Raw genomic sequence first — 20,116 nt, 5'->3', positions numbered from 1 at the left:
CATGTTCGAACCCGGCAGTCGATATGCCGACCTGGACGTCCTGACACACATCAGGCCGGACGGTACCATGATCCGATTTGTTGCGCGCAGATTTCTGCCACGGGCCGCAGATGGCACCGTAACCCGCGAACACACGGTGAAAGAAGGCGATCGGCTGGATCATCTTTCAGCCCTCTACCTGGGTGATCCGGAATTGTTCTGGCAGATCGCGGATGCGAACAATGCCATGCGTGCCGAGGCATTGGTCGTACGGACGGGTACGCGCCTGATCGTAGCCCTGCTGCCCGGAGCATCGCCATGATCAACCTCTTTGGCCTTCATCTTCAGCTTCTGCTGGGCGAGACCTTGCCCACACCGGCCCCTCTTAAGGTCAACGAAGCGTTACAAAGTGTCGAAGTGACGGCCAAGGACAGTGAACGCTCGGGCTTTCAAATGGTGTTCCAGGTCGGCCGTGGGCTCGCTGATCGCAAAGATTTTGCTCTGCTGAAAGAGGCCAAGCTGAAACCCTTCACACGGGTTGTGCTGTCGGTTCTCTTTGGCGTCAAACCACTGCCTATCATGGACGGGATCATTACCACTCATCAGCTGGCACCCAGCGATGAGCCCGGCCAGTCGAAACTGACGGTGACCGGTGAAGATGTCAGCGTCATGATGGACCTGAAGAAAGAAGAACGACCCTACCCGCAGTTGGGCGACAATCTCATCGTCCCGTTTATTTTGCTTCCCTATATCATCGACTACGGGATCGTCCCGCAGGTGATGCCGCCAGACGACGCGCTGACAACTCCGGTTACGGAACAGACGCGCAGTCAGACCACTAGGGAAACGGATCTGGAATACATCAAAAAGCTCGCGGGAAAACACGGGTTTGTCTTCTATGTGGAACCAGGCCTGCTACCGCTTTCGAACATCGCGTATTGGGGGCCGCCACAGCGCCTGAGCGTGCCGCAGCCTGCGCTGTCAGTGAATATGGGACCGGGAAGTAATGTCGAGACGATGACATTTTCCTATGGCGAGTTGTCACCGACTTCGATGACCTACACTAAGACTTCGGGCGGCACCGAAACCATCGACAGCTACAACCGCGGTGTGCCGCTCGCTGCGCGCATCCCGAGTCCGCGGAAGAAGGACTTTCTTGGCGATGGACCGGACGGGGAGAGCGATGCCCAGAAACGCGTGCGAGCGCAGGGCAAGGTCAACACCTCCTATGACAGTGTCGTCACCGCCGAGGGGACCCTTGATGCGCTGCGCTATGGGCGCATTCTGAAACCCCGCAGCCTTGTCGATGTCCGCGGCGCCGGAGACAGCTTTGACGGCCGGTTCTACGTCAAGTCCGTAACCCATTCAATCGATGTCAAAAAGGGGCAATACAAACAGAAATTCAACCTGTCGCGTGAGGGGCTGGGGACGACCACGCCACTGGTGATGCCATGAGCAACAGTGTTCAGCTCGATGGTCTCTTTCGCGGCGAGGTCACCAACAATATCGACCCGCAGCGGCAGGGGCGTGTGCAATTCAGCCTGCCAAGCGTGTTCGGAAGCAACACGCTGACATGGGCCATGCCCTGCGCACCCTATGCGGGGCCGGGGGTCGGCTTCTTTTTCATCCCGCCGGTAGGTGCCAAACTCTGGATTCTGTTCGAGCGTGGTGATCCAGAACACCCGGTCTGGATGGGAGGATTCTGGGACAGTTCCGGCGATGTGCCCGCCAGCCCGCAGATCGCCGAGATGAAAGTGCTGAAGACCGACACGGCAACCGTCACCATCGCCGATGGTCCGGGTCCCGCGTCGATCACCATAGAAGCCCAGGGCGGGCTCAAGATCACTATGGGGCCGCAAGGCATCGAAATCACAACCGGACAGGGGGCAACCGTGGCCCTGCAGGGTCCCAAGACTTCGGTCAATGGTACCGCATTGGAGGTGACGTGATGCCGGGATTTGTTCTGCACCAGGGAGCAACCGTGAACTGCCTGCATGGTGGTCAGGCGCAGCCGACCAAACCGGATCTTCGGGTTAGTGTAAGCGGCACGAAGGTCACCGTGCAGCCGGTGCCTTATACGATTGCGGGATGTACTTTACCACCGCCAACCGCCGGCAACGGACCCTGTGTGACGGCTCAATGGACCAGTGGAGCCACTCGGGTCATGGCAAGTGGTCAACCGCTCTTGATTCAAAGCTCGCAGGCAGTCTGCGCGCCCACTGGGACCGGCGTGATCATCGTGCAGACACAGACAAGGGTGAAGGCGACATGATACAGATCGATTACCCCTTTGACTTCGACGCCCGCGGACGCACCGCATTGACAGACGGAGACGATCATATCCGGGATATGATCGAGCAATTCCTGTTCACGCGCGCCGGGGAACGTGTGAACCGCCCCGATTTCGGCGCCGGGCTGGCCGAAATTGTGTTCGAGCCCAACAGCGACGCTCTGGCCTCGACCTTGCAGCGAAATGCGCAAGCCGGGTTGCAGCAATACCTGGGTGATTTGATCACTGTGCAGGTTCTGGTCGCATCAGCGCAAGACGCCGTGCTGCAGGTCGAGGTTCGCTATCATGTCAAACGCACGGGCGAAACACGCACAGACAGTTTCCAACGGAGCCTGCCATGAGTTGTGGATGCCATAACGAAACAGGTTTGACCTGCCGCGACGAAGGTCGCCGGAACCTGGTGCGGGCCGCTGACATAAACGGATTAGACTACGTTGAGGTCAGCGACGACCAGCGTGAATTGACGGTCTATTTCCTGGGACCAGCGCCTGAAGAATTGCAGTTGGAGAACTTTGAGATTTGCGGTGGTGTGCGCGAGACCGGGATAACCGTAATCGATCTGCGGCTATGTCCTCAAACAGACCCCGAACGCGACAACTGCGTTGTGCTGACGGTGGATCGGCCCGGTGATTTCTCGACGTATTGCCTGTGCCTGACCAATTTGGCCGAGGGCGCCCCGTTTGACCCGCGCTACCGATGTCTTGAATTCAGTTTCAAGGCCAACTGCCCTTCAGATATCGACTGCAAGGTCGAGCGCTCCTGCCCCGAGATCACACCGCCACAGCCCGAAATCGATTATCTCGCCAAGGATTATGCCAGTTTTCGCGCATTGATCCTTGATCGCCTTGCGGTCACGATGCCCGGCTGGACCGAGCGCCACATCCCCGATATCGGCATCACTCTGGTCGAGCTTCTGGCCTATGCGGGTGACTATCTGAGCTACTATCAGGACGCCGTTGCCACCGAAGCCTATCTGGGCACAGCGCGCCGCCGGGTCTCGGTGAAACGCCATGCTCGGCTGGTCGACTATCACCTTCACGAAGGGTGCAATGCCCGTACCTGGGTGGCGATCGAAACCAGTCAGGACAGGGATATCCGTGCAGGCAGCTTGTCCTTCACCACCAGCTTTGTCGGCGCACCGGACACCAGCGGGGCAGTTCCGGATTGGTCTGCATTCGATGATATCGACGAGTCGCTTTACGAGGTGTTCGCGCCGCTTGCCCCCGACCCTGATACTGTGCTGCGCCTGCGGGCGGCTCATAATGAAATTCAAGTTTATACTTGGGGCGACCGGTTGTGCTGCCTGCCCAAGGGTGCCACCGGGACTACGTTGGTAGATGGGTCACCACCCGAACCGGACCCGGTTCCCGATCCCGGTGAGCAGGACACAACCAATCCTGATGACTCCGATTGCGATCCGGCAGACCCCGGGAATGATCAGGATTGGAAAGGGACACGCGCGCTTGATCTGCAACCCGGTGACATTCTGATTTTTGAAGAGTGCCTTGGGCCGGGTACTGGAAACGGTGCTGACGCAGATCCGACGCACCGTCACGCAGTACGACTGACCGCCGTTGAACCGGCAATCGATCCCCTAAACGGCCAGCCTGTGCTGAACGTGAAATGGGGCGAAGAAGACGCGCTTCCCGTGCCGTTTTGCATCTCAACCGTCGGGCCTCCACCGGAATGCAAACTTCTCGAGAATGTTTCGGTCGTGCGCGGCAATGTCGTTCTTGCGGATCACGGGCACTGGCGACCATTCGAGGATCTGGGATGCGTACCCCTAGCAGATGTTCCACCGGTCTGTCTGGCCGAGGGACGAATAGCCGAGATCACCCCTCGCGCCGGTTGCTTCACTCATGTGCCAATTCAGGGTCCGCTGACCTTTGCATCACCCGTTGATCACGCCGCACCCGCGACCCTAAGTCTGCGTCAGGATCCCCGTCAGGCCCTGCCTGGTCTGATCATCGTTAGTGAACCAGACCCTGACTGTGTACCGTCCGACACCCCGATCAGCATCCCGCCCGGCCAGGTCTCGCGGAACTGGACGGTGGTCCGCGACTTGCTGACAAGCGGCGCGCGCGATGCACATGTCGTTGCGGATATCGACGCCCGGCACCAAGCGATCCTGCGGTTTGGCGACAACCGCACCGGCCGCATCCCGGACCCGTTCCACCGCATCCACGCTAGGCGTCGTATTGGCAGCGGGCCGCAGGGCAATGTCGGGGCCGACAAGTTGACGAACCCTGTGCATGAAACGTTAATTGACGGGCTGATCCTGACCCCAAGAAATCCGCTGCCTGCCATCGGGGGCTCCGCACCGGAACCCATCGACGAGGCCAAGCTTTTCGCGCCGCACGGATTTGGACACCATCTGGCACGTGCCGTCACACCTGCCGACTACGCCGAAATTGCTGAGCGGCACCCGAAAGTTCATCGTGCAGCGGCAGAACAGCGCTGGAACGGCAGCTGGTACGAGATACGCGTTGCCGTCGACCCGACAGGACAGGCCATCGCAGACGAGGGCTTGTTGGCTGAGGTTCTCAAGGACCTGAACCGGTATCGCCGTATCGGGCATGATTTGGCAGTACGCCCGGCCCTGCAGGTGCCGATTGATATCTGCATGGTCGTTTGTGTCGCCCCAACCCATTTGCGGGCTGTAGTCAGGCGCGATCTGGAGGCTGTCTTCGGGTCCGAATGCCTGCCGGACGGCAGTTTGGGGCTGTTTCATCCCGATAGGCTGAGTTTTGGCGAGGATGTCGCACTCAGCTCGCTTTTGGCAGCAGCGCAAGCGATCGATGGGGTTGAGAGCGTAACGATGACGCGCCTCGAGCGCCGCTACCAAGGTCCCAATGGCGAACTGGCGGCCGGGGTGCTGCCGATTGGCCCTCTCGAAATTGCACGGGCGGACAGCGATCACAATGCACCCGAAAACGGTCGCGTTGTCTTTGACATGAAAGGTGGCAGATGAGTATCGACCCCACATGCGGGTGCTGCGAAGGCGTCAGCCCCATCACCCCCCGAACCATCCATAACCGATCCGGCCTGACCGAGATCGCAACACGGGTCGGTTCGCATCCCGAGTTTTTTGCAACAATGATCGCGCGACTTACGAGTCACGAATTGCCGGGCGGCTCGCGTCCCTTGCAGCGCCTGACCACGCGCGACATGGACGATCCGTCGATTGCACTGCTGGATGCCTGGGCCGTGGTATCGGACGTACTGGCCTTCTATCAGGAACGAATCGCCAACGAGGGCTATTTGGCCACCGCAACAGAGCGGCGCTCGATCCTGGAGCTGGGGCGGCTCGTGGGGTATCGGTTGCGTCCGGGTGTCGCCGCCAGCGTCTATCTCGCCTTCACGTTGGAAGACGGTTTCGAGGTGACAATTCCGGCGGGTACACTGGCGCGCAGCCTGCCAGAGCCCGGCGAAAACGCCGAACCTTTCGAAACCAGCTATGATCTTGAGGCGCGGGACAGATGGGGCACCCTGACGCCCAGACTGTCACAGCCACAGGCGCTGTTCCCCGTGACGGGTTTTGAGGGTGTCCAAGAGATTTATCTGGATGGCACCACCACCAGTATCGAGGCCGGTGAGGTCATTTTGCTTACAGGTCCGGCGCATCGGCTGCCCTTTGACGTGCGGGCGGTGGAAACCGATACCGACGCTGGCTGGACCCAGATCAAATATGCGGACAGAGCGGTCAGGCACATCCCCACTGCGCCCGACATCGAGGTTAGAGACCCGACAAGCCCACTGCAACAGCTTGGTGAGGTGCTTACCGCGCTGCGTGAACCGCCATCTGACCAACCGGTCTCGCGGTTCAAGCTCGTCCGCGATTCCGCCCGTGTATATGACGCCACTGCCGATCTGGGGCCGCAGGTCATCGCCGAACTGATGCCCGGCATTCGCCAACCGCTGTTTGCAGCCTATGCAAACGCATCGGTGACTGGCAGCAGACCCGAGGATCGGCTTGGAGCAGAAGCGCTCCGTGTTTCGGCAACACCGTTTGGTGCCACCGCGCCGCTGGACTTTATCTATCGCGATGAAGGCGAAGTTCTGCGACGCGAATGGCCGCTGGCCGAGATGCGGAGCAGTTTCTTGGTCGAAGCGCGGGTGGATGCCGGTGGTCCGCCCCTATTGGCGGCAGTATTTCAGCAAGAGGTCGATTTGAACGCCGGACAAGCAGCGCCAATCACTCTGTCCCTTCGCATCTGGGACCCGATGGTTTCGTCGCCAGAGATTACGATACGCCTGTCCGAGCTTTCCAACGCAGACACAGTGCCAGGCGGTCGTCAACAAAGCCTGAATACCGACATCGAAGATGTGCCCATCCGCATCGAGGCGCAGTATGTCGGCCCGCTCGATTCTTCGACGGAATTCAGGTTGAGCGAAATTCGCGTCATCTGGGGTGCGGATACGGACTCAGCCGGCTCGGGACGTATGATAGCGATTACCGCGACGACGCATGGGCCTGTGTTTGCTGCGGCAGTTGTGCCCAATTCGGGGATCAGAGTGAGCATCGACGGCGTTTCGGAGGGAATCTTCGCCGGACAACCTCCTGTCCAAGTTGACGTTTCTCGAGATCGGCAAGCAACGTTGACTATGGACGCCGCCGGAACGACATTGATCGTTCAGCGCAACGACACCGGTTTTGCAGGCACGTCAACGGCCGCAAGCATCCTGTCATTAGACGCTGAATACGACGGAATAGTCCCCGGTGGCCTACTTCTGATCGATCACCCTGCCGAGGGCTGCCGCGTATTCGATGTGCTGGCGGTTCGGACCGCCGCGCGATCTGACTATGGCATCTCTCAATCCGTGACCCACGTGCTGCTTGATGAACCATGGCTGACCGGGCGCGAGGCGACGCTGGGCGACATTCGCGGGTTGAAGGTTCTGGCTGCAAACGACCCCCTGCCACTGGCTCTGGAGCCGATCACCTCGGACGTATCCGGGGCCGAGATCCAGCTCGACGGATTGTATGAAGGTCTGGAGGCCGGTCGTTGGCTTGCCATCACCGGATATCGCACGGATGTTCTGTCAAGTGATGGTCAGGTCGTTCCAGAAGTGGAAGCCACCGAACTGGCCATGATTGCAGGCATTGCACATCGCCCGGCGCAGATCATCGGACCAGACGGCAACGTCATCGACCTGCCCGGAGATACGCTGCACACGCGGATCACCCTAGCTGAACCGCTCGCCTATACGTACAGGCGCGACAGCGTGTCGCTGAACGCCAACGTCGTGCTTGCAACCCATGGAGAAACCGTTTCTGAAACCATCGGCAGCGGTAACAGCGCAGCCCGCCTGCAAACCTTTGCGCTGGCCCATGGCCCTGTGACGCATGTCTCGGCGCCAACACCCAAAGGGACGGACAGCACGCTTTCGGTCCGGGTAAACGACATTCTCTGGCATCAAAGCGAAACGCTTCTGACACTGGGGCCAGATGATCGGGAATACCAGACCAGCACCGACAATGACGATAGTACATTTACTACCTTCGGCGATGGTCTGACGGGCGCAAGATTGCCGAGTGGGTCCGAAAACGTCCGCGCGACTTATCGCGTCGGGATCGGCGCACCGGGCAATGTCAACGCTGGCCAGATTTCCACGCTTGGGTCCAAGCCGCTTGGGGTCAAAGAGGTGTTCAATCCTCGGGCCGCCAGCGGAGGCGCCAATCGTGAAACCCGCGATCAGGCCCGAAAGCGCGTGCCGCTTGCCACCCGCGCGCTGGATCGTCTGGTTTCGGTCGAGGATTACACGGATTTCTCGGTTCTTTATGCCGGTATCGACAAGGCCCATGCCGTCCGGCTGTCGGATGGCGGCCGGGATGTCGTGCATGTGACGCTGGCGGGGGCCGATGATACGCCGATCGATCTGCAATCACCGCTGTGCCGGAACCTGAAAACAGCGCTTGCCGCGTTTGGCGATCCCTCGGTCCCGGTCGTTCTGGCCCCGAGGCAGGCGGCCTATCTGTTCCTGAGCGCAAAGGTTGCTGTTCATCCGGACCACCTGTGGGAACATGTCGAACCGCCCTTGCGTGCCGCGCTCCTTGAGCAATTCGGGTTTACCGGGCGCGATCTCGGCCAACCCGTTCGTCTGAGCGAGATTGTCGCCACCATGCAGCAGGTTCCCGGCGTCGCTTATGTCGATGTGGATCTGTTCGAGGCCCTCCGTGAGAGCGATGCCGCCTCGCCTGAAATCCTTGCCGAGCGGCTCGCTGAGTTTACCAATCGTTCGGCGCACGAACCTGTGCCTTCGTATCTGAGCGCGGGACTTGCCCATCGGGAAAACGGAACGATCAGATCGGCGCAGCTTGTGTTTCTGAATGCAAATCTGCCCGACACTCTCATCCTGACCGAGGTGACGACATGACACTGCGCGATCCAGACCGGCTTTATAAGCTGTTACCCGCTGTCCACCGCAAGCGCGACGTCGAGCGCGGCGAAGCGCTGCGCGCTTTGCTGCAGGTCATCACCGAACAGGTTGACGTCCTTGAGGCCGACATTGAACAGCAATACGACAATTGGTTCATCGAAACCTGTGAAGACTGGGTCGTTCCATACATTGGCGCCTTGATCGGTTATGAAGCGCCCCCACAGGTTCATAGCGACGGTGCGCGCGGTGCCGCGCTGTCATCGGTCCTGACGCCGCGCCGAGCCGTGGCCAACAGCATCCGGGATCGCCGCCGCAAGGGGACGCTGCCCCTGCTGGAACTAATTGCGGCGGATACGGCAGACTGGCCGTCCCGCGCGGTTGAGTTTTATCGATTACTGGCCTGGATGCAGCCGCTCAATCACCAACGCCTTGCCCGCGGACGCACAGTCGATCTGCGCGATGGGATAGCCCTGGCGCATCTCGGCGGGCCTTTTGAGCAGCTCGCACATGGTGTCGATGTCCGCCGGATCACCTCGACCCGCACACCAGGCAGGCACAACATTCCCAGTGTTGGCCTGTTTGCCTGGCGCCTGAAATCCTACACGATCGAACACGAGCCCGCCTATGCGCGCGAGGATCAGGGATCGGGGTTGTATACCTTCAGCGTTCTAGGAAACGACGCGCCTTTGTTCGCGTTGCCAGTTCCCGAAACCGGTGGGGACGCCATCGCCGAACCTCAAAATCTACCGATCCAGATCGGACGGCGGCTTTTTGCGGACAACACGGAAACCTACTATGGGCCGGGCAAAAGCCTTGCGATATGGGTCAGCGACTGGCCGGAGACCGGGCAAAGCGGTCTTGTACCTCCGGAACGGATCGTTTCGACGAATCTCAGCGGATGGCATTATCGCCCGGCGCGCGATCAGGTGGCCGTTGATCCCGAGCTCGGTCGCATAGCCTTTCACACTCGCCAGATTCCCGGCGGAGATGTGCTTGTGCGCTACCACTACGGGTTCTCGGACGAAACAGGCGGCGGGCCATACCTGCGCAACCCTACCGAACCTGCGGCGGCATCTCGGTACTTCGTAGGCAAAGAGGCAGAGTTCAGCGAAATCACGGCCGCCCTTGCCAAATGGCGGGAAGAGGATCCCGACGATGCGGTCATCGAAATCACCGACGGCGGCGTCTATACCGAACGGCTGTCTGTCGATCTGCGCGATGGTCAAAGCCTGCAATTGCGCAGCCGGGAGGAGGGCCGCGCTGTATTGCGCCTGCTGGATTATCGCTCTGCCCGCGGCGACGCTTTGGTGATCAGAGGTGGCGCAGGCAGTCGTTTTTGCATCGATGGCCTTGTCGTCGCCGGGCGCGGTCTGCAAATCAGGGGACCGCTCGCGGAACTGCGGATACGCCATGTCACGCTGGTGCCCGGCTGGAGCCTGACCCCGGATTGTATCCCGGACCGACCCGGCGAACCGAGCCTCGATCTGGTTGACGGACCTGTCTCTTTGGTGATCGATCGCTCGATTCTCGGACCGATCCAGATCAGCCTGGATGAAGTGGGTGCGGACCCGGTCGCCGTTTCCATTCAGGACAGCATCATCGATGCCTCTTCGGACACGCGCGAGGTGATTGGTGCGCCATCCTGGCCATTGGCGCACGCAACTCTGGACATCCGCCGCTCGACCCTGATCGGCAAGGTGCAAACACACGCAATCCTTCTGGCCGAAGACAGCATATTCACCGGCGAAGTTCGGGTCGCTCGCCGGCAAGTCGGCTGTATCCGGTTTTCGCATGTTCCGGTCGGCTCGCGAACGCCGCGCCGTTACCGGTGCCAACCGGATCTTGCGATCGAAGCGGCGCTGTCCGGTTTGCCCGACACACCTGTAAGCGGCTCAGTTTCAGTGCCTGTCGAAATTGGCAGCACGCCGGTCGGACCATCCGGCGCTTCACCCGAAGCAGCCAATCTGCGACTTAGACTCGAAACGACCGAGGTGGCCCCCGGCATCGGTGAAGCCTTCACACTGACGCTCGGCATTGACAATCTTGGACCCAATTCTGCCAGAAACCTCGTTGTCACAATCCTGCCACCCCGAGACGCAGATGATCCGACCGACAGTGCCTTTGAAAGCGGCTCCGATGTGACCGTCAGCCGAGGTGCCCTGATCGCGGACAGCGATCCGCCTGTATGGGAGCTGTCAAGGCTGAGCCCTGGTGAATGTGCCGTGCTGACGGCCAATTTGGTTGCCGCCGCTCCGGCCGACCCACCGCATCTGAGCGCAAAAATCTCGGCATACGAATTCGAAGGTGACCCCGCCGAATATATGGCCGGATTGCGCAGCGCGGCGGCATCCGGAATGCGGCCGAGATTTACCGCCCGGCGATATGGAAGACCTGCATATTGTCAGCTTGATTTGTGCACCTCGCCTGGCATTCTCGAGGGCGCGAGCGATGCTTCTGAGATGGGTGCATTCCATAGTCTTTTCCAACCGCAACGCACGGCTGCGCTGACTGCGCGGCTTGCTGATTACGTTCCCGCCGGAATGTCCGCCGGGCTCATTTTTGCCAATTAGGAGGGTGGAACCATGAAAGCCGACCTCAGCCGCGACAGTTACCACCGACAGCACGGATACGCCCGAGTCCTGATGCAACAAGGGCGCGTTTTGCTGGACGCCGACTGGAACGAACAGGTGTCCATCCTGCTGGAGCAGACCCGAAATTTGGCCGCCGACCTGATTGGGCCGCACGGCGGGCCAGGTGACGGGTTCAAGATCTCTTGTTCTGACGATCTGCTATGCGACTTCGAAATCGGCTGGGGGCGCTACTATGTTGATGGCATAGCCTGCGAATTGATGCCCGAATTGCATTGCCCGCCGCAGGGTGAAACAGCACCGATCCGTTATACGACGCAACCCGACTTCCCCGTCACCGAAGGCGGTAAGGAAGAACTCAACCCCGGCGGGCGGTATCTTGTATATCTCGATGTATGGGAACGGCATCTGAACCACCTTCAGGCCGACGGTATCCGCGAACTGGCCCTGGGCGGGCCGGACACCGCAACACGGGCCAAGATCGTCTGCCAGGTCAAAGTTGCAGCTCTGGGCAAAGAGGGCGACGAAGACCTGGGTTGCGAAGAATTACTGGATGCCCTGGTCCGCGACCCGTTGACTTTGCCGCGCTGCCTTCGGGCACGAGCAAAGGTCGACATGCCATCCGAACACCCCTGTTTGGTGCCGCCGACAGCGCAGTACCGGGGACCCGAAAACCAGCTCTACCGTGTCGAGATACATGACGCGGGCGCTGTGGGTGGCGCAAAGGGACAAGCAACCTTCAAATGGTCGCGCGACAACGGTTCGGTTGTGTTCGGAATACGCAGCCTTGAGGGCGCAACCGCAACACTTGAAAGCCTCGGACCGGATCAGGCACGGGGGTTGAAAGAGGGCGACTGGGTCGAAATCCTCGATGATGTATCCGAGCTTACGTCGACCCCCTGGCCCTTGTTTGAAGTGGCTGCAGTCGATCGTGTAAACACCGAGATAACCTTGTTGGTACCCGAAGACACAGTGCTGCCGGTTTTCACCGAAGCCGCGAACACCCACCCGATACTGCGGCGCTGGGATCAGGGATCAGCTGCAATCCCGGTACAGGAAGCCAAATGGATCGAGCTTGAGGACGGCGTGCAGATCTGGTTCGAACAGGGCGGCGACTACAAAACCGGCGACTACTGGCAAATCCCGGCCCGCACCGCGACTGCGGATGTGTTGTGGCCGCAGGAAACCGGCCCGGATGGTGCGCCCTGGCCCAAAGCCCTGTCGCCGCGCGGCATCCGACACCATCTGGCACCGCTGCGCCGCATCGATCTGGACGAAAACGGGCGCGTAACCTGTGCAGAAGACGAGTGCCGCTGTGTTTTCCCGACGCTTTGCGCGCTGACATCGCCAAGTGAATCCGAGCCTCCGGAACCGGAACCCGAATTCTCGCGCCAGACGTTGGGCATCATCGAATTCGAAGCCGAAACGGCGACACCACTCGACGCCTCGATCGAGACGCTGTCAGCAAACATTTCTCACCTACGCAGTTCTATCGAAACCGGCACGTTTCATCAGGTCGAGATCCGCTCGATCTCAATCGAGCCCGAACCGGTCGGATTGGCACTGGGTGCACGCCGGGCTGAATTGGTCGCGGAATCCTATCTTGAAGCCGGAGTTCCGGCGGCAGGTATTGTCAGGACGGCAGTTCGGATAGCAGACGATGGAGACCCACGGGTTGAAAGTGATCTGATCCGGCGTGTGAAACAGTCGTCACCCGCACCTTCAGGATCATCAAACACCGCTATCACACCGGTGAATGACGTTCCGGGAGTCGGCGACATCTCTGCTGAACGATTGATAGCCGCCGGGATCGAAGACGCAGCAGCGTTGGCCCGGCTGAGCCTTGACAAGCTGGTTGACATTCTGAGCCCGGCAAGTGGTCGCGCTTTTCCCCGCAGCAGGGCCAGCGAAATCCTTCGGGAAGCAAAACGCTTTGACTGACGGCAATTGCGACCCGAGTCTTGTTACTGCCCGTTCAGGCAAAGTTGCACGGATGCGTTTTCAGGCCCTTCCGACCTTGATAGTCCCGATTTGAATATTGATTTGCAGATGAAAGCCCGGTTCAACGCCCGCTTCAGGCATTCGCAATGGTCTGGGTCATCCTCAGTATAACCTGTGTTCGTCAGCTCAGTCTTCTAGGGCGGATTTTTGCCCTCCCAAAAGGCGGAGGATCAGGCTGGCCATAAGGCTCAGCCCGTACCAAGTTGCCAGAAAACCGACACACTCCAGCGCGAAAGATCCCCATTTGTAGAACAGATCGGCAATTACGAAGGCAATAAGCAGCCAAGGCCCTTCCTGACGTACAAACGCTGAAACACCTTGTGATTTAATGGCTCTGTGCATGATTTCGGTCCCTGAATAAATAAAAGATGCAGGATCAGACGATCACCGGCGGTCGACGACTTGGCGTGTCGTACCGCTGTTGTCCAAACCAGGTCATTGTCGGTTCAATGTCGCTCTGATTGCCTCCGCCCTGTAAGGTGTACCCTGCCGCCAACCAGGTGAACCCGTCATGGGCAACCTCGGCGCAATTGGTGTAATCGCCCCATTTCAACAAGGTGGGCGTGTCCGTTCCACGTCGCGCAAGAAGCAACCGCCATAGCCTGTCGATATCGTCATAGGTTCCGACGACATGGCTTGGATGCAGATTGCCTCCGCCAGCAAAGATCGACAGCCCGACATCTCCGAACCGATTGACTGCGGTGGATGGGTAGGCAAATGCGATTTGACTGTTCCAGATATCCGGCTCGTCAATCAGGGTCATCGTCGCCTCATCGATACGAACGGTTCGGACGAACGGGCGCTGCCTGTTGGCCTGTCGATTGGCCGTCCACATAAAGCCCAACGTTCCGCGCCCCACCCATCCGGCAGTAATGCGCGGATCCGTCCGCGACATCCAGTCACCACCACCTGCCGTCAGCGAAGAGTAATTTCCAGCGAACCAGGGTGTGACGTCGATATCAAACTCTTCAACATCCGGCGAGGTTTCGGGCCACCTGAATACGCGTATCTGTGAGTTCGAATTATGGCTGGCGAAGTACATAGCGCCGCGTGCGCCCTGAACGCATCTAAGGGAAAAGTTGCCCTGCGTGTCGAAAATATCAAAAGAAAGCCCGGCCGCAGCAGCAATTTCATCCAATGAAATCCGCAGGATAATGGATCGTGTAAAGATGTTGGTACCAACTGAAAATACGTTGGTACCAGCGTAGAGATAATTCTCGGACAGCGAAACATGGTTGTAATCAAACCATTCATCGTCCCAGTCCGGATCAACACCTGACGGTGTAAAATCCCACAGGTTCCACGCATCGTTTCCCAGGGTTCGTCCCTGTTTGGCGGCAAGCCTGAGCGTGTTGCTTCCGTCCCTCTCAACATATTGCAGCAGCCAGATCAGCAGATCACGGCTTGGGTCATATACGGTGGTCTGGTCGCAGCAGAACCCGTTGTCGACCGGGGGAAAAAGCGTGAAAGGGCTCATATGGGACCAGCTTTGGCCGCCATCCAAAGAACGGCTCGCAAACCAGTTTCCAGTTGCCAAAAGCTGGTTTCCGTTCTGGGAAACCGTAGGTTCGCCAACCGTCGAGGTTTGGCCGTTGGTGTCAAAATCGGTAAGGTTTACTGTATTGAATATCCTTGGTTGATGAGTCGAGGGCATAGCGACCTCCGTGGCTGTATTGCCGTAAAAAATGCGATCATCTGATCAGAAGTCCAAATCGGTTGGGTTCACGTCACTGCCACTGCTCTCGGAGTTGTCCTCTTCGAGAGCGGGGCCACCCTTGCGACGCTTTCTTGAAACTTTTTCGTCACGCTCGCTCAGCATTTGAGGGGTCATCAGGCCTGACGCTTCGGCACGCTGTCCCAGAGCGGACACTGCCGACGGCTGCGGTCTGACCTGAACCTTGCCCTTGCGGGTACTGTGTTTTCCTTTTGATTGGTTTGCCATTCAAGCCTCCTGTTCGTCCGCGCATAAACCGCATCCGAACTGATAGATTTCCGATCATCTTGAATGCACCAATTCTAATATATTTCACGTAATTTTTCAATTGAATGAAGTGCCTGTTCCGCTTGAACCCGCGCCTTGATCAAGCGACGCAAACGGGTTCGGGAGCTTAACCGCTTAATACGGTGGATTTTTATGAACACCGATTGTTCCCGCGGCTCAACAAGGAAATATTGGTTTTCCGAGGCAAATCAAGCTTTCGACCTTCGCAACTTCGATCAAGACCGGAAAATATGCTAGACTTCTCGTGTCTTTGAGCGGGGCGTCGGATGAGCCAGCCAAACGATTTCGAGACTGAAACTATTGATCGCGCAGAATTCGAGAAGCGAGCTCGGCGTTATTTTCGTGCGGCAATGCTGATAGCCAGCGCACGATCCAAACGTGACAGTGGCGCTTTACGCAGGGCCGAAGCCTATACGATCGGTGCGGGTGTTGAATATCGCCTGAAAGTCGCTGAGGCTTTGCAGGTCACCCCACCCTCTGATATTTCCGGGGACCTTCTGACGCAGCTCGATTATGCCGCAGAAATTTATCCAACAATTCCAGACCTGTATTGGGACAAAGCAGTCATCCAGAGCCGTTTCTTGAGTGACTTCGAGGCGGCACAGGCGTCGCTTGACCTGGCGCTACAACACGGAATGTCTCATCCAATGTTACCTCGCCTCCAATCTTTAATTCACGATGCGGATGGATCAGCCAAGCCCGACGCCACGCCGACCGAAGCATTGCTCAGATTGTTATTGCGTTTGATACACACCACAGCAGACGGCGACTTCGGAGGGGTGATCGGGCCTACATCAGGCCACAACCTGCCGGTCAACTTCGACGACTACCTGGCGCAAGCCAGGGATCTGGCCAAGGACGGGGCGGACACGAAACTTCTTTTCGATGGGTTTCAGCAACTGTCTTTGGCACGGCTCGTCACCGCTGACGCGCTCGATTACGGGCTCGAGTTTGTTTTTCGCGCAGCCGAAGCAGGCAGCAACGAAAATGCAGCGCGTCACGCGTTGGCTGAGCTGGCCTGCTATCTGCGGGATTTCTCGTTTCATGAATCCGAAGGCCAGCCGTCGGATCACGGTTTGCGCAAGGCCGTCAGGCTGGCGCGCCGCGGTTTGGATATTGTTGAGACGACGCAAGTTCCGCTCGATCCGGACCTTCATGCGGATTTGTGGCTGGCGCTTGGGCAAGGAACCGGCCGCCCCGGGAATCTGGACGTTGCCCGGACATTTGCGGCCTATACCACCGCATTGCGCCTCAAACGCGCGGCCTCCAACACGGTCGATGAAAACAGGTTGGTCGACCTCTTGAAGAGAGTGCTCGACTATGCAGTACAGTTGGGCATTGCGGCGGATACCGGCATCTCAGGCCTGGGAGAAGCGCGCGCGGCACTGGAAGCCTCATATACTGCTGCAAGGGAAATTGGCGACAAGGATCAGGTTTTTCTGATCGGCCTTCAATACAACAACCTATTGAGCGCCATCGCGCAGCCGGATTTTGCCCTCGAGGTGCTGGATCAGATGCTGCCCGGTCTTGAAGGGGAACGACGCATCGATGTTTTGCTGGAAAAGGCGATGCGGCTATCCGAAGCGCGCAGAAAGCGGGAGGCCCTTCTGCTGCACGAAGACCTTGAACCGCTAATGCAAGAGACCGACGCACGGACGCGCTGCATATTCTGGAACTCCTTTTCCAACGCGCTGCGCGAATTGCAGCTGTTTGATCGGGCGCTTGTTTCGATAGACAAAGCGATCGCAGTGAAACCCGACCCCGGTGAATACATCGATCAACTGGGGCCGATGCTTCATACGAACCGCGGCCGCATTCTGCTGGAGCTATCGCGCCCAGAAGAAGCGGAACATGAAATCGACGAAGCCGCACGTCTGATGGCAGCAAATGCACCAATCGGTGATGAGAAAATTCGATCAGCCGGGCTGCGCACTCAGGTTCTGCTGCAGAAAGGTGAATACACCAAAGCACACGAGACATGTGAACACGCAATCGACCAATTGTTCGAGCGCCTGACGCATGGGGGTGCAGACCCCATCGTTTGGACCTCGATGCTTCAGGAATGGAGCAGATTTGACGGGCTTGGGATGCTGACAAAGGTCAAAGCAGAACGCCCGCCCGACGAAACATTGGGATTTGCCGAAGCGGCGAAGGGTCGGCTCATGCGGCTGCTCACCCGCGTCGGGGGCGATGACGAAAAGAGGTTGCTGGCACCTATAGGCATGATGCCCGCAGTCGAGGCCGCCAGAGATTGGGTTCGGGCGAAATCCGGGCGCCAGATTCTCTCGTTCTTTTGCAGCACCAACGGTCTGGCATTGTTCACTGTTCAAGGCTCAGAGGCCGACGTTGCGTATCGCTGGATGGATGGTTGTATCTATGACGAGTTTCGCGATCATGTCTTTTCTCCGTGGCAGAAAGTAACAGACTGGTCACTCGATCGCCGGATTCAGCAAGCGCTTGCATCCCAACGCGCCCCGCCGGACCTGCTTTTGGACGCTGCAGAATCCATGAGCAGCATGGTTCTTGATAAACTTGGCAGCTTGATCGACGAACTGGCGCCACAGCTGAGACGTGGCGGCAGCCAGCTCGTCATTGTGCCTCATCGGGTCCTTCGGTCTATGCCGCTGTGCAATGCACGATTGCCCGATGGCACGTTTCTATCCCAACTGTTTGATGAGGTTTCGGTCGCGCATTCGATTGCCGAGTTCCTGAATACCGACACAGGCACCGATCTCCGCAGTTCAGAAACGGGTGTTGGTCCACGCCTGATACTTGATCCGTGCGGCGATCTGCCCTTTGCGCGGCTCGAGGCATGCGACGTCCCTGCCGAACGGGTAGCAATGGGCAAACAGGCCACAAGGCAAGAGTTTCTGAACGCCATTTCAGAAGACGCGCGCGTATTGGTTTCAGCACATGGCGAATTCTGCCCGAACGATCCGTGGTCATCTCAAATAGCGTTTTCAGATGGTCGTATGGCGCTGTCCGATCTTGTATCCGAACGTCGGCTGGCGACCCGCCTTATGATCCTATCATGTTGCGAGGCGGGCCTGTCGCAATCCAGCAATTCGGACGAGCCTTTCGGTTTTCCAAGCATTCTTCAGGCCGCCGGAGTTTCCTGCGTAATTGCGCCGACGTGGCGCGTGGACGATCTGGCAACATGCCTGTTGGTGTCACGCATGCTGCTTGAGCTGGGTAACGGATGCGCTCAGGCGCGTGCGGTAGGTTTGGCCAGCCACTGGCTCAGACAGCTTTCGGCCCATGAAACGCTTGATTGTCTTTCCGGGCTAAAAACGGGGGCGGGGACAGGCGCTTCTGGTGACTCTGATGCGGTGCTTAACGCCCTGGTAGAGCAGGAGCAGTGGCTGAAGGAGAGTTTTGCAGGGCCCGAAAAACCCTTTAACGCACCGCTTTACTGGGCTGGGTTCCAGCATTTTGGTGTACCGCCCGCAATTTCCTGAAACAAACGGAGTAGACCAATGAAATCCGACAAGGTTGTTATATTCGCTCCTGAACCTCAGAGTTCGGCGCTGGGACGGCCCACCTCTGCGCGTGGCGAATCCCGGAGCACACAACTGGCGAACGCTGTAGAAATTGGTGTGGATGTGATGGAGCAGAACGTTACCTCTTTCGTTGAAAGTGTCTCCACGATGATCGATGCCGCTGAAAAGGCGGTGGTTGGCGAAGTGAACCTTGATACCGTTGAGATATCCGTTCAGGTCGGCGCAGACGGAAAAGTGGGGTTCATGGGCATAGGCCTGGGCGCCAACGCAACCTCCAGCATGAAAATCGTGTTCAAAAGAAGAACCAGGGAAAACTAGGACTCGGGTCACCACGAGAACGATTGAAGTTCTGATCAATCGCCTCCGACGCTGATGCGAAGGTTCGCGAGCAGAGATCGTTACGGTTCATCGGACAGGCAATATTCTGGACAAAGGCGCAGACAAACCAACCGTTTCCAGTTGAATAGATGCCAGCTAAAAGGGCTTTTCCGCAGCATGCGTGAGACACAAATCCTGATCGGGAAATGGAAGAAACACTGCAAAACTAAATGACCGCATACTGTTCTGAGCTATCATCCACCAGCCCCGGAAACCGTCGTCGCGATGGACCAAAGGCAAGTCATGCCTGAGCAATCGATCTGGACCACTTGGATGGAGTTGCACCGGAGCCGATAACCAATCTGTTAAGAGTATTTTCCGGGCAAATATGCACGCTACGTCCCATTTTTTGCAGTTTTGCGAAAACTCCATCAAAAAAAAGCCCCGAGGCTTGTCAAAGGAATAGCCATTCTCTAGGACCGAGCGCGAATTACCTCTAATCGAATGGTTCAGTTATGTTGATTACGCCCATCCTCCTTTGCGGGGGTTCTGGAACCCGTTTGTGGCCCTTGTCGCGTAAGAGCTATCCTAAACAATTTGTATCTCTTATCGGCGATGAAACCCTGTTTCAGGCCTCTGCGCGGCGCCTGTCCGGTGCCACGGACGGGCTGACGTTTGCGGCCCCCATGGTCCTGACCAACTCGGATTTCCGGTTCATCGTGGCCGAGCAACTGCAGGCCGTCGGAATCGACCCCGGTGCCATTCTGATCGAACCCGAGGGGCGCAACACCGCCCCCGCCGTGCTGGCTGCGGCGCTGCGCGCCCATGCTGAGGACGCGGATGCCGTGTTGCTGGTGGCGCCCTCCGATCACGTTGTCCCCGATGCCGCCGCATTCCAGGCGGCGGTTGCTCGCGGGCTGGACGCCGTGGCGCAGGGGCAGCTGGTGACCTTCGGGATCACCCCGACGCATCCGGAAACCGCCTATGGCTATCTCGAACTGACAAGCGCGGCAAACGGCGACGGGTCCCCCGTCCCGCTGAAGCAGTTTGTCGAAAA

General features: G+C 58.5%; 14 protein-coding genes. 11 read left to right on the top strand and 3 right to left on the bottom strand.

The features are described from left to right. Nucleotide 1: 1 nt before the first annotated feature. From AC2FEE_RS12870 to AC2FEE_RS12835, 8 genes are all read left to right on the top strand, one after another. Complete coding sequence (locus AC2FEE_RS12870; RefSeq protein WP_496865728.1) at nt 2-301, top strand: hypothetical protein; 300 nt, start codon at nt 2-4, stop codon at nt 299-301. Further along, on the top strand, nt 298-1,434 hold the full coding sequence (locus tag AC2FEE_RS12865; protein ID WP_496865727.1) for a hypothetical protein: 1,137 nt from the start codon (nt 298-300) through the stop codon (nt 1,432-1,434). Before AC2FEE_RS12870 ends, AC2FEE_RS12865 begins: the two co-directional genes overlap by 4 nt. Further along, nucleotides 1,431-1,928 (top strand): phage baseplate assembly protein V, encoded by a 498-nt coding sequence (locus AC2FEE_RS12860; RefSeq protein ID WP_496865726.1) that lies wholly within the window; start codon nt 1,431-1,433, stop codon nt 1,926-1,928. Before AC2FEE_RS12865 ends, AC2FEE_RS12860 begins: the two co-directional genes overlap by 4 nt. 139 nt (nt 1,929-2,067) lie before the next feature. Further along, nucleotides 2,068-2,610, top strand: a complete 543-nt coding sequence (locus AC2FEE_RS12855; protein WP_496865725.1) for a GPW/gp25 family protein — start codon at nt 2,068-2,070, stop codon at nt 2,608-2,610. Continuing rightward, the gene (locus tag AC2FEE_RS12850) at nt 2,607-5,240 is read left to right on the top strand and encodes a putative baseplate assembly protein (RefSeq protein WP_496865724.1); all 2,634 of its coding nucleotides are present in this window, start codon (nt 2,607-2,609) and stop codon (nt 5,238-5,240) included. Before AC2FEE_RS12855 ends, AC2FEE_RS12850 begins: the two co-directional genes overlap by 4 nt. Then, nucleotides 5,237-8,647: a putative baseplate assembly protein gene (locus AC2FEE_RS12845; RefSeq protein ID WP_496865723.1), complete on the top strand. Its 3,411-nt coding sequence runs from the start codon at nt 5,237-5,239 to the stop codon at nt 8,645-8,647. Before AC2FEE_RS12850 ends, AC2FEE_RS12845 begins: the two co-directional genes overlap by 4 nt. Further along, the gene (locus tag AC2FEE_RS12840; protein ID WP_496865722.1) at nt 8,644-11,220 is read left to right on the top strand and encodes a hypothetical protein; all 2,577 of its coding nucleotides are present in this window, start codon (nt 8,644-8,646) and stop codon (nt 11,218-11,220) included. The genes AC2FEE_RS12845 and AC2FEE_RS12840 overlap by 4 nt, the downstream gene beginning before the upstream one ends. Nucleotides 11,221-11,232: 12 nt before the next feature. After that, a complete protein-coding gene (locus AC2FEE_RS12835; RefSeq protein WP_496865721.1) occupies nt 11,233-13,179 on the top strand; it encodes a DUF6519 domain-containing protein in 1,947 nt (648 codons plus the stop codon). Nucleotides 13,180-13,365: 186 nt separating this feature from the next. On the opposite strand, the gene AC2FEE_RS12830 is transcribed toward AC2FEE_RS12835, so the two are convergent. The 3 genes from AC2FEE_RS12830 to AC2FEE_RS12820 form a co-directional block, all read right to left on the bottom strand. Next, the gene (locus tag AC2FEE_RS12830) at nt 13,366-13,581 is read right to left on the bottom strand and encodes a hypothetical protein (protein ID WP_496865720.1); all 216 of its coding nucleotides are present in this window, start codon (nt 13,579-13,581) and stop codon (nt 13,366-13,368) included. 34 nt (nt 13,582-13,615) lie between these two features. Next, nucleotides 13,616-14,716 carry a hypothetical protein gene (locus AC2FEE_RS12825; protein WP_496865719.1) on the bottom strand — a complete coding sequence of 367 codons (1,101 nt, stop codon included), beginning with the start codon at nt 14,714-14,716 and terminating at the stop codon, nt 13,616-13,618. 222 nt (nt 14,717-14,938) lie between these two features. Continuing rightward, nucleotides 14,939-15,181 (bottom strand): hypothetical protein, encoded by a 243-nt coding sequence (locus AC2FEE_RS12820; RefSeq protein WP_496865718.1) that lies wholly within the window; start codon nt 15,179-15,181, stop codon nt 14,939-14,941. Nucleotides 15,182-15,591: 410 nt separating this feature from the next. Here AC2FEE_RS12820 and AC2FEE_RS12815 point away from each other — a divergent pair, with 410 nt between their 5' ends. The 3 genes from AC2FEE_RS12815 to AC2FEE_RS12805 form a co-directional block, all read left to right on the top strand. Continuing rightward, complete coding sequence (locus AC2FEE_RS12815) at nt 15,592-18,699, top strand: CHAT domain-containing protein (RefSeq protein ID WP_496865717.1); 3,108 nt, start codon at nt 15,592-15,594, stop codon at nt 18,697-18,699. 18 nt (nt 18,700-18,717) lie between these two features. After that, nucleotides 18,718-19,059, top strand: coding sequence for a Pepco domain-containing protein (locus AC2FEE_RS12810; protein WP_496865716.1), 342 nt, complete (start codon nt 18,718-18,720; stop codon nt 19,057-19,059). Between the two features lie 515 nt (nt 19,060-19,574). Continuing rightward, nucleotides 19,575-20,116, top strand: a 542-nt coding sequence (locus tag AC2FEE_RS12805; protein ID WP_496865715.1) for a sugar phosphate nucleotidyltransferase, incomplete at its 3' end; no start/stop codon positions are given.

The sequence above is a fragment of the Ruegeria sp. YTSC199 genome (assembly GCF_059609725.1).
This window is presented reverse-complemented; position numbering and strand designations above follow the sequence as displayed.

Excerpts from the sequence above, each read along its gene's own strand:
- AC2FEE_RS12845 (WP_496865723.1), top strand. The coding sequence starts at position 5,237 with ATGAGTATCGACCCCACATGCGGGTGCTGCGAAGGCGTCAGCCCCATC.
- AC2FEE_RS12850 (WP_496865724.1), top strand. The coding sequence starts at position 2,607 with ATGAGTTGTGGATGCCATAACGAAACAGGTTTGACCTGCCGCGACGAA.
- AC2FEE_RS12830 (WP_496865720.1), bottom strand. The coding sequence starts at position 13,581 with ATGCACAGAGCCATTAAATCACAAGGTGTTTCAGCGTTTGTACGTCAG.
- AC2FEE_RS12860 (WP_496865726.1), top strand. The coding sequence starts at position 1,431 with ATGAGCAACAGTGTTCAGCTCGATGGTCTCTTTCGCGGCGAGGTCACC.
- AC2FEE_RS12815 (WP_496865717.1), top strand. The coding sequence starts at position 15,592 with ATGCTGATAGCCAGCGCACGATCCAAACGTGACAGTGGCGCTTTACGC.
- AC2FEE_RS12835 (WP_496865721.1), top strand. The coding sequence starts at position 11,233 with ATGAAAGCCGACCTCAGCCGCGACAGTTACCACCGACAGCACGGATAC.
- AC2FEE_RS12825 (WP_496865719.1), bottom strand. The coding sequence starts at position 14,716 with ATGAGCCCTTTCACGCTTTTTCCCCCGGTCGACAACGGGTTCTGCTGC.
- AC2FEE_RS12820 (WP_496865718.1), bottom strand. The coding sequence starts at position 15,181 with ATGGCAAACCAATCAAAAGGAAAACACAGTACCCGCAAGGGCAAGGTT.
- AC2FEE_RS12870 (WP_496865728.1), top strand. The coding sequence starts at position 2 with ATGTTCGAACCCGGCAGTCGATATGCCGACCTGGACGTCCTGACACAC.
- AC2FEE_RS12840 (WP_496865722.1), top strand. The coding sequence starts at position 8,644 with ATGACACTGCGCGATCCAGACCGGCTTTATAAGCTGTTACCCGCTGTC.
- AC2FEE_RS12810 (WP_496865716.1), top strand. The coding sequence starts at position 18,718 with ATGAAATCCGACAAGGTTGTTATATTCGCTCCTGAACCTCAGAGTTCG.
- AC2FEE_RS12865 (WP_496865727.1), top strand. The coding sequence starts at position 298 with ATGATCAACCTCTTTGGCCTTCATCTTCAGCTTCTGCTGGGCGAGACC.
- AC2FEE_RS12855 (WP_496865725.1), top strand. The coding sequence starts at position 2,068 with ATGTACTTTACCACCGCCAACCGCCGGCAACGGACCCTGTGTGACGGC.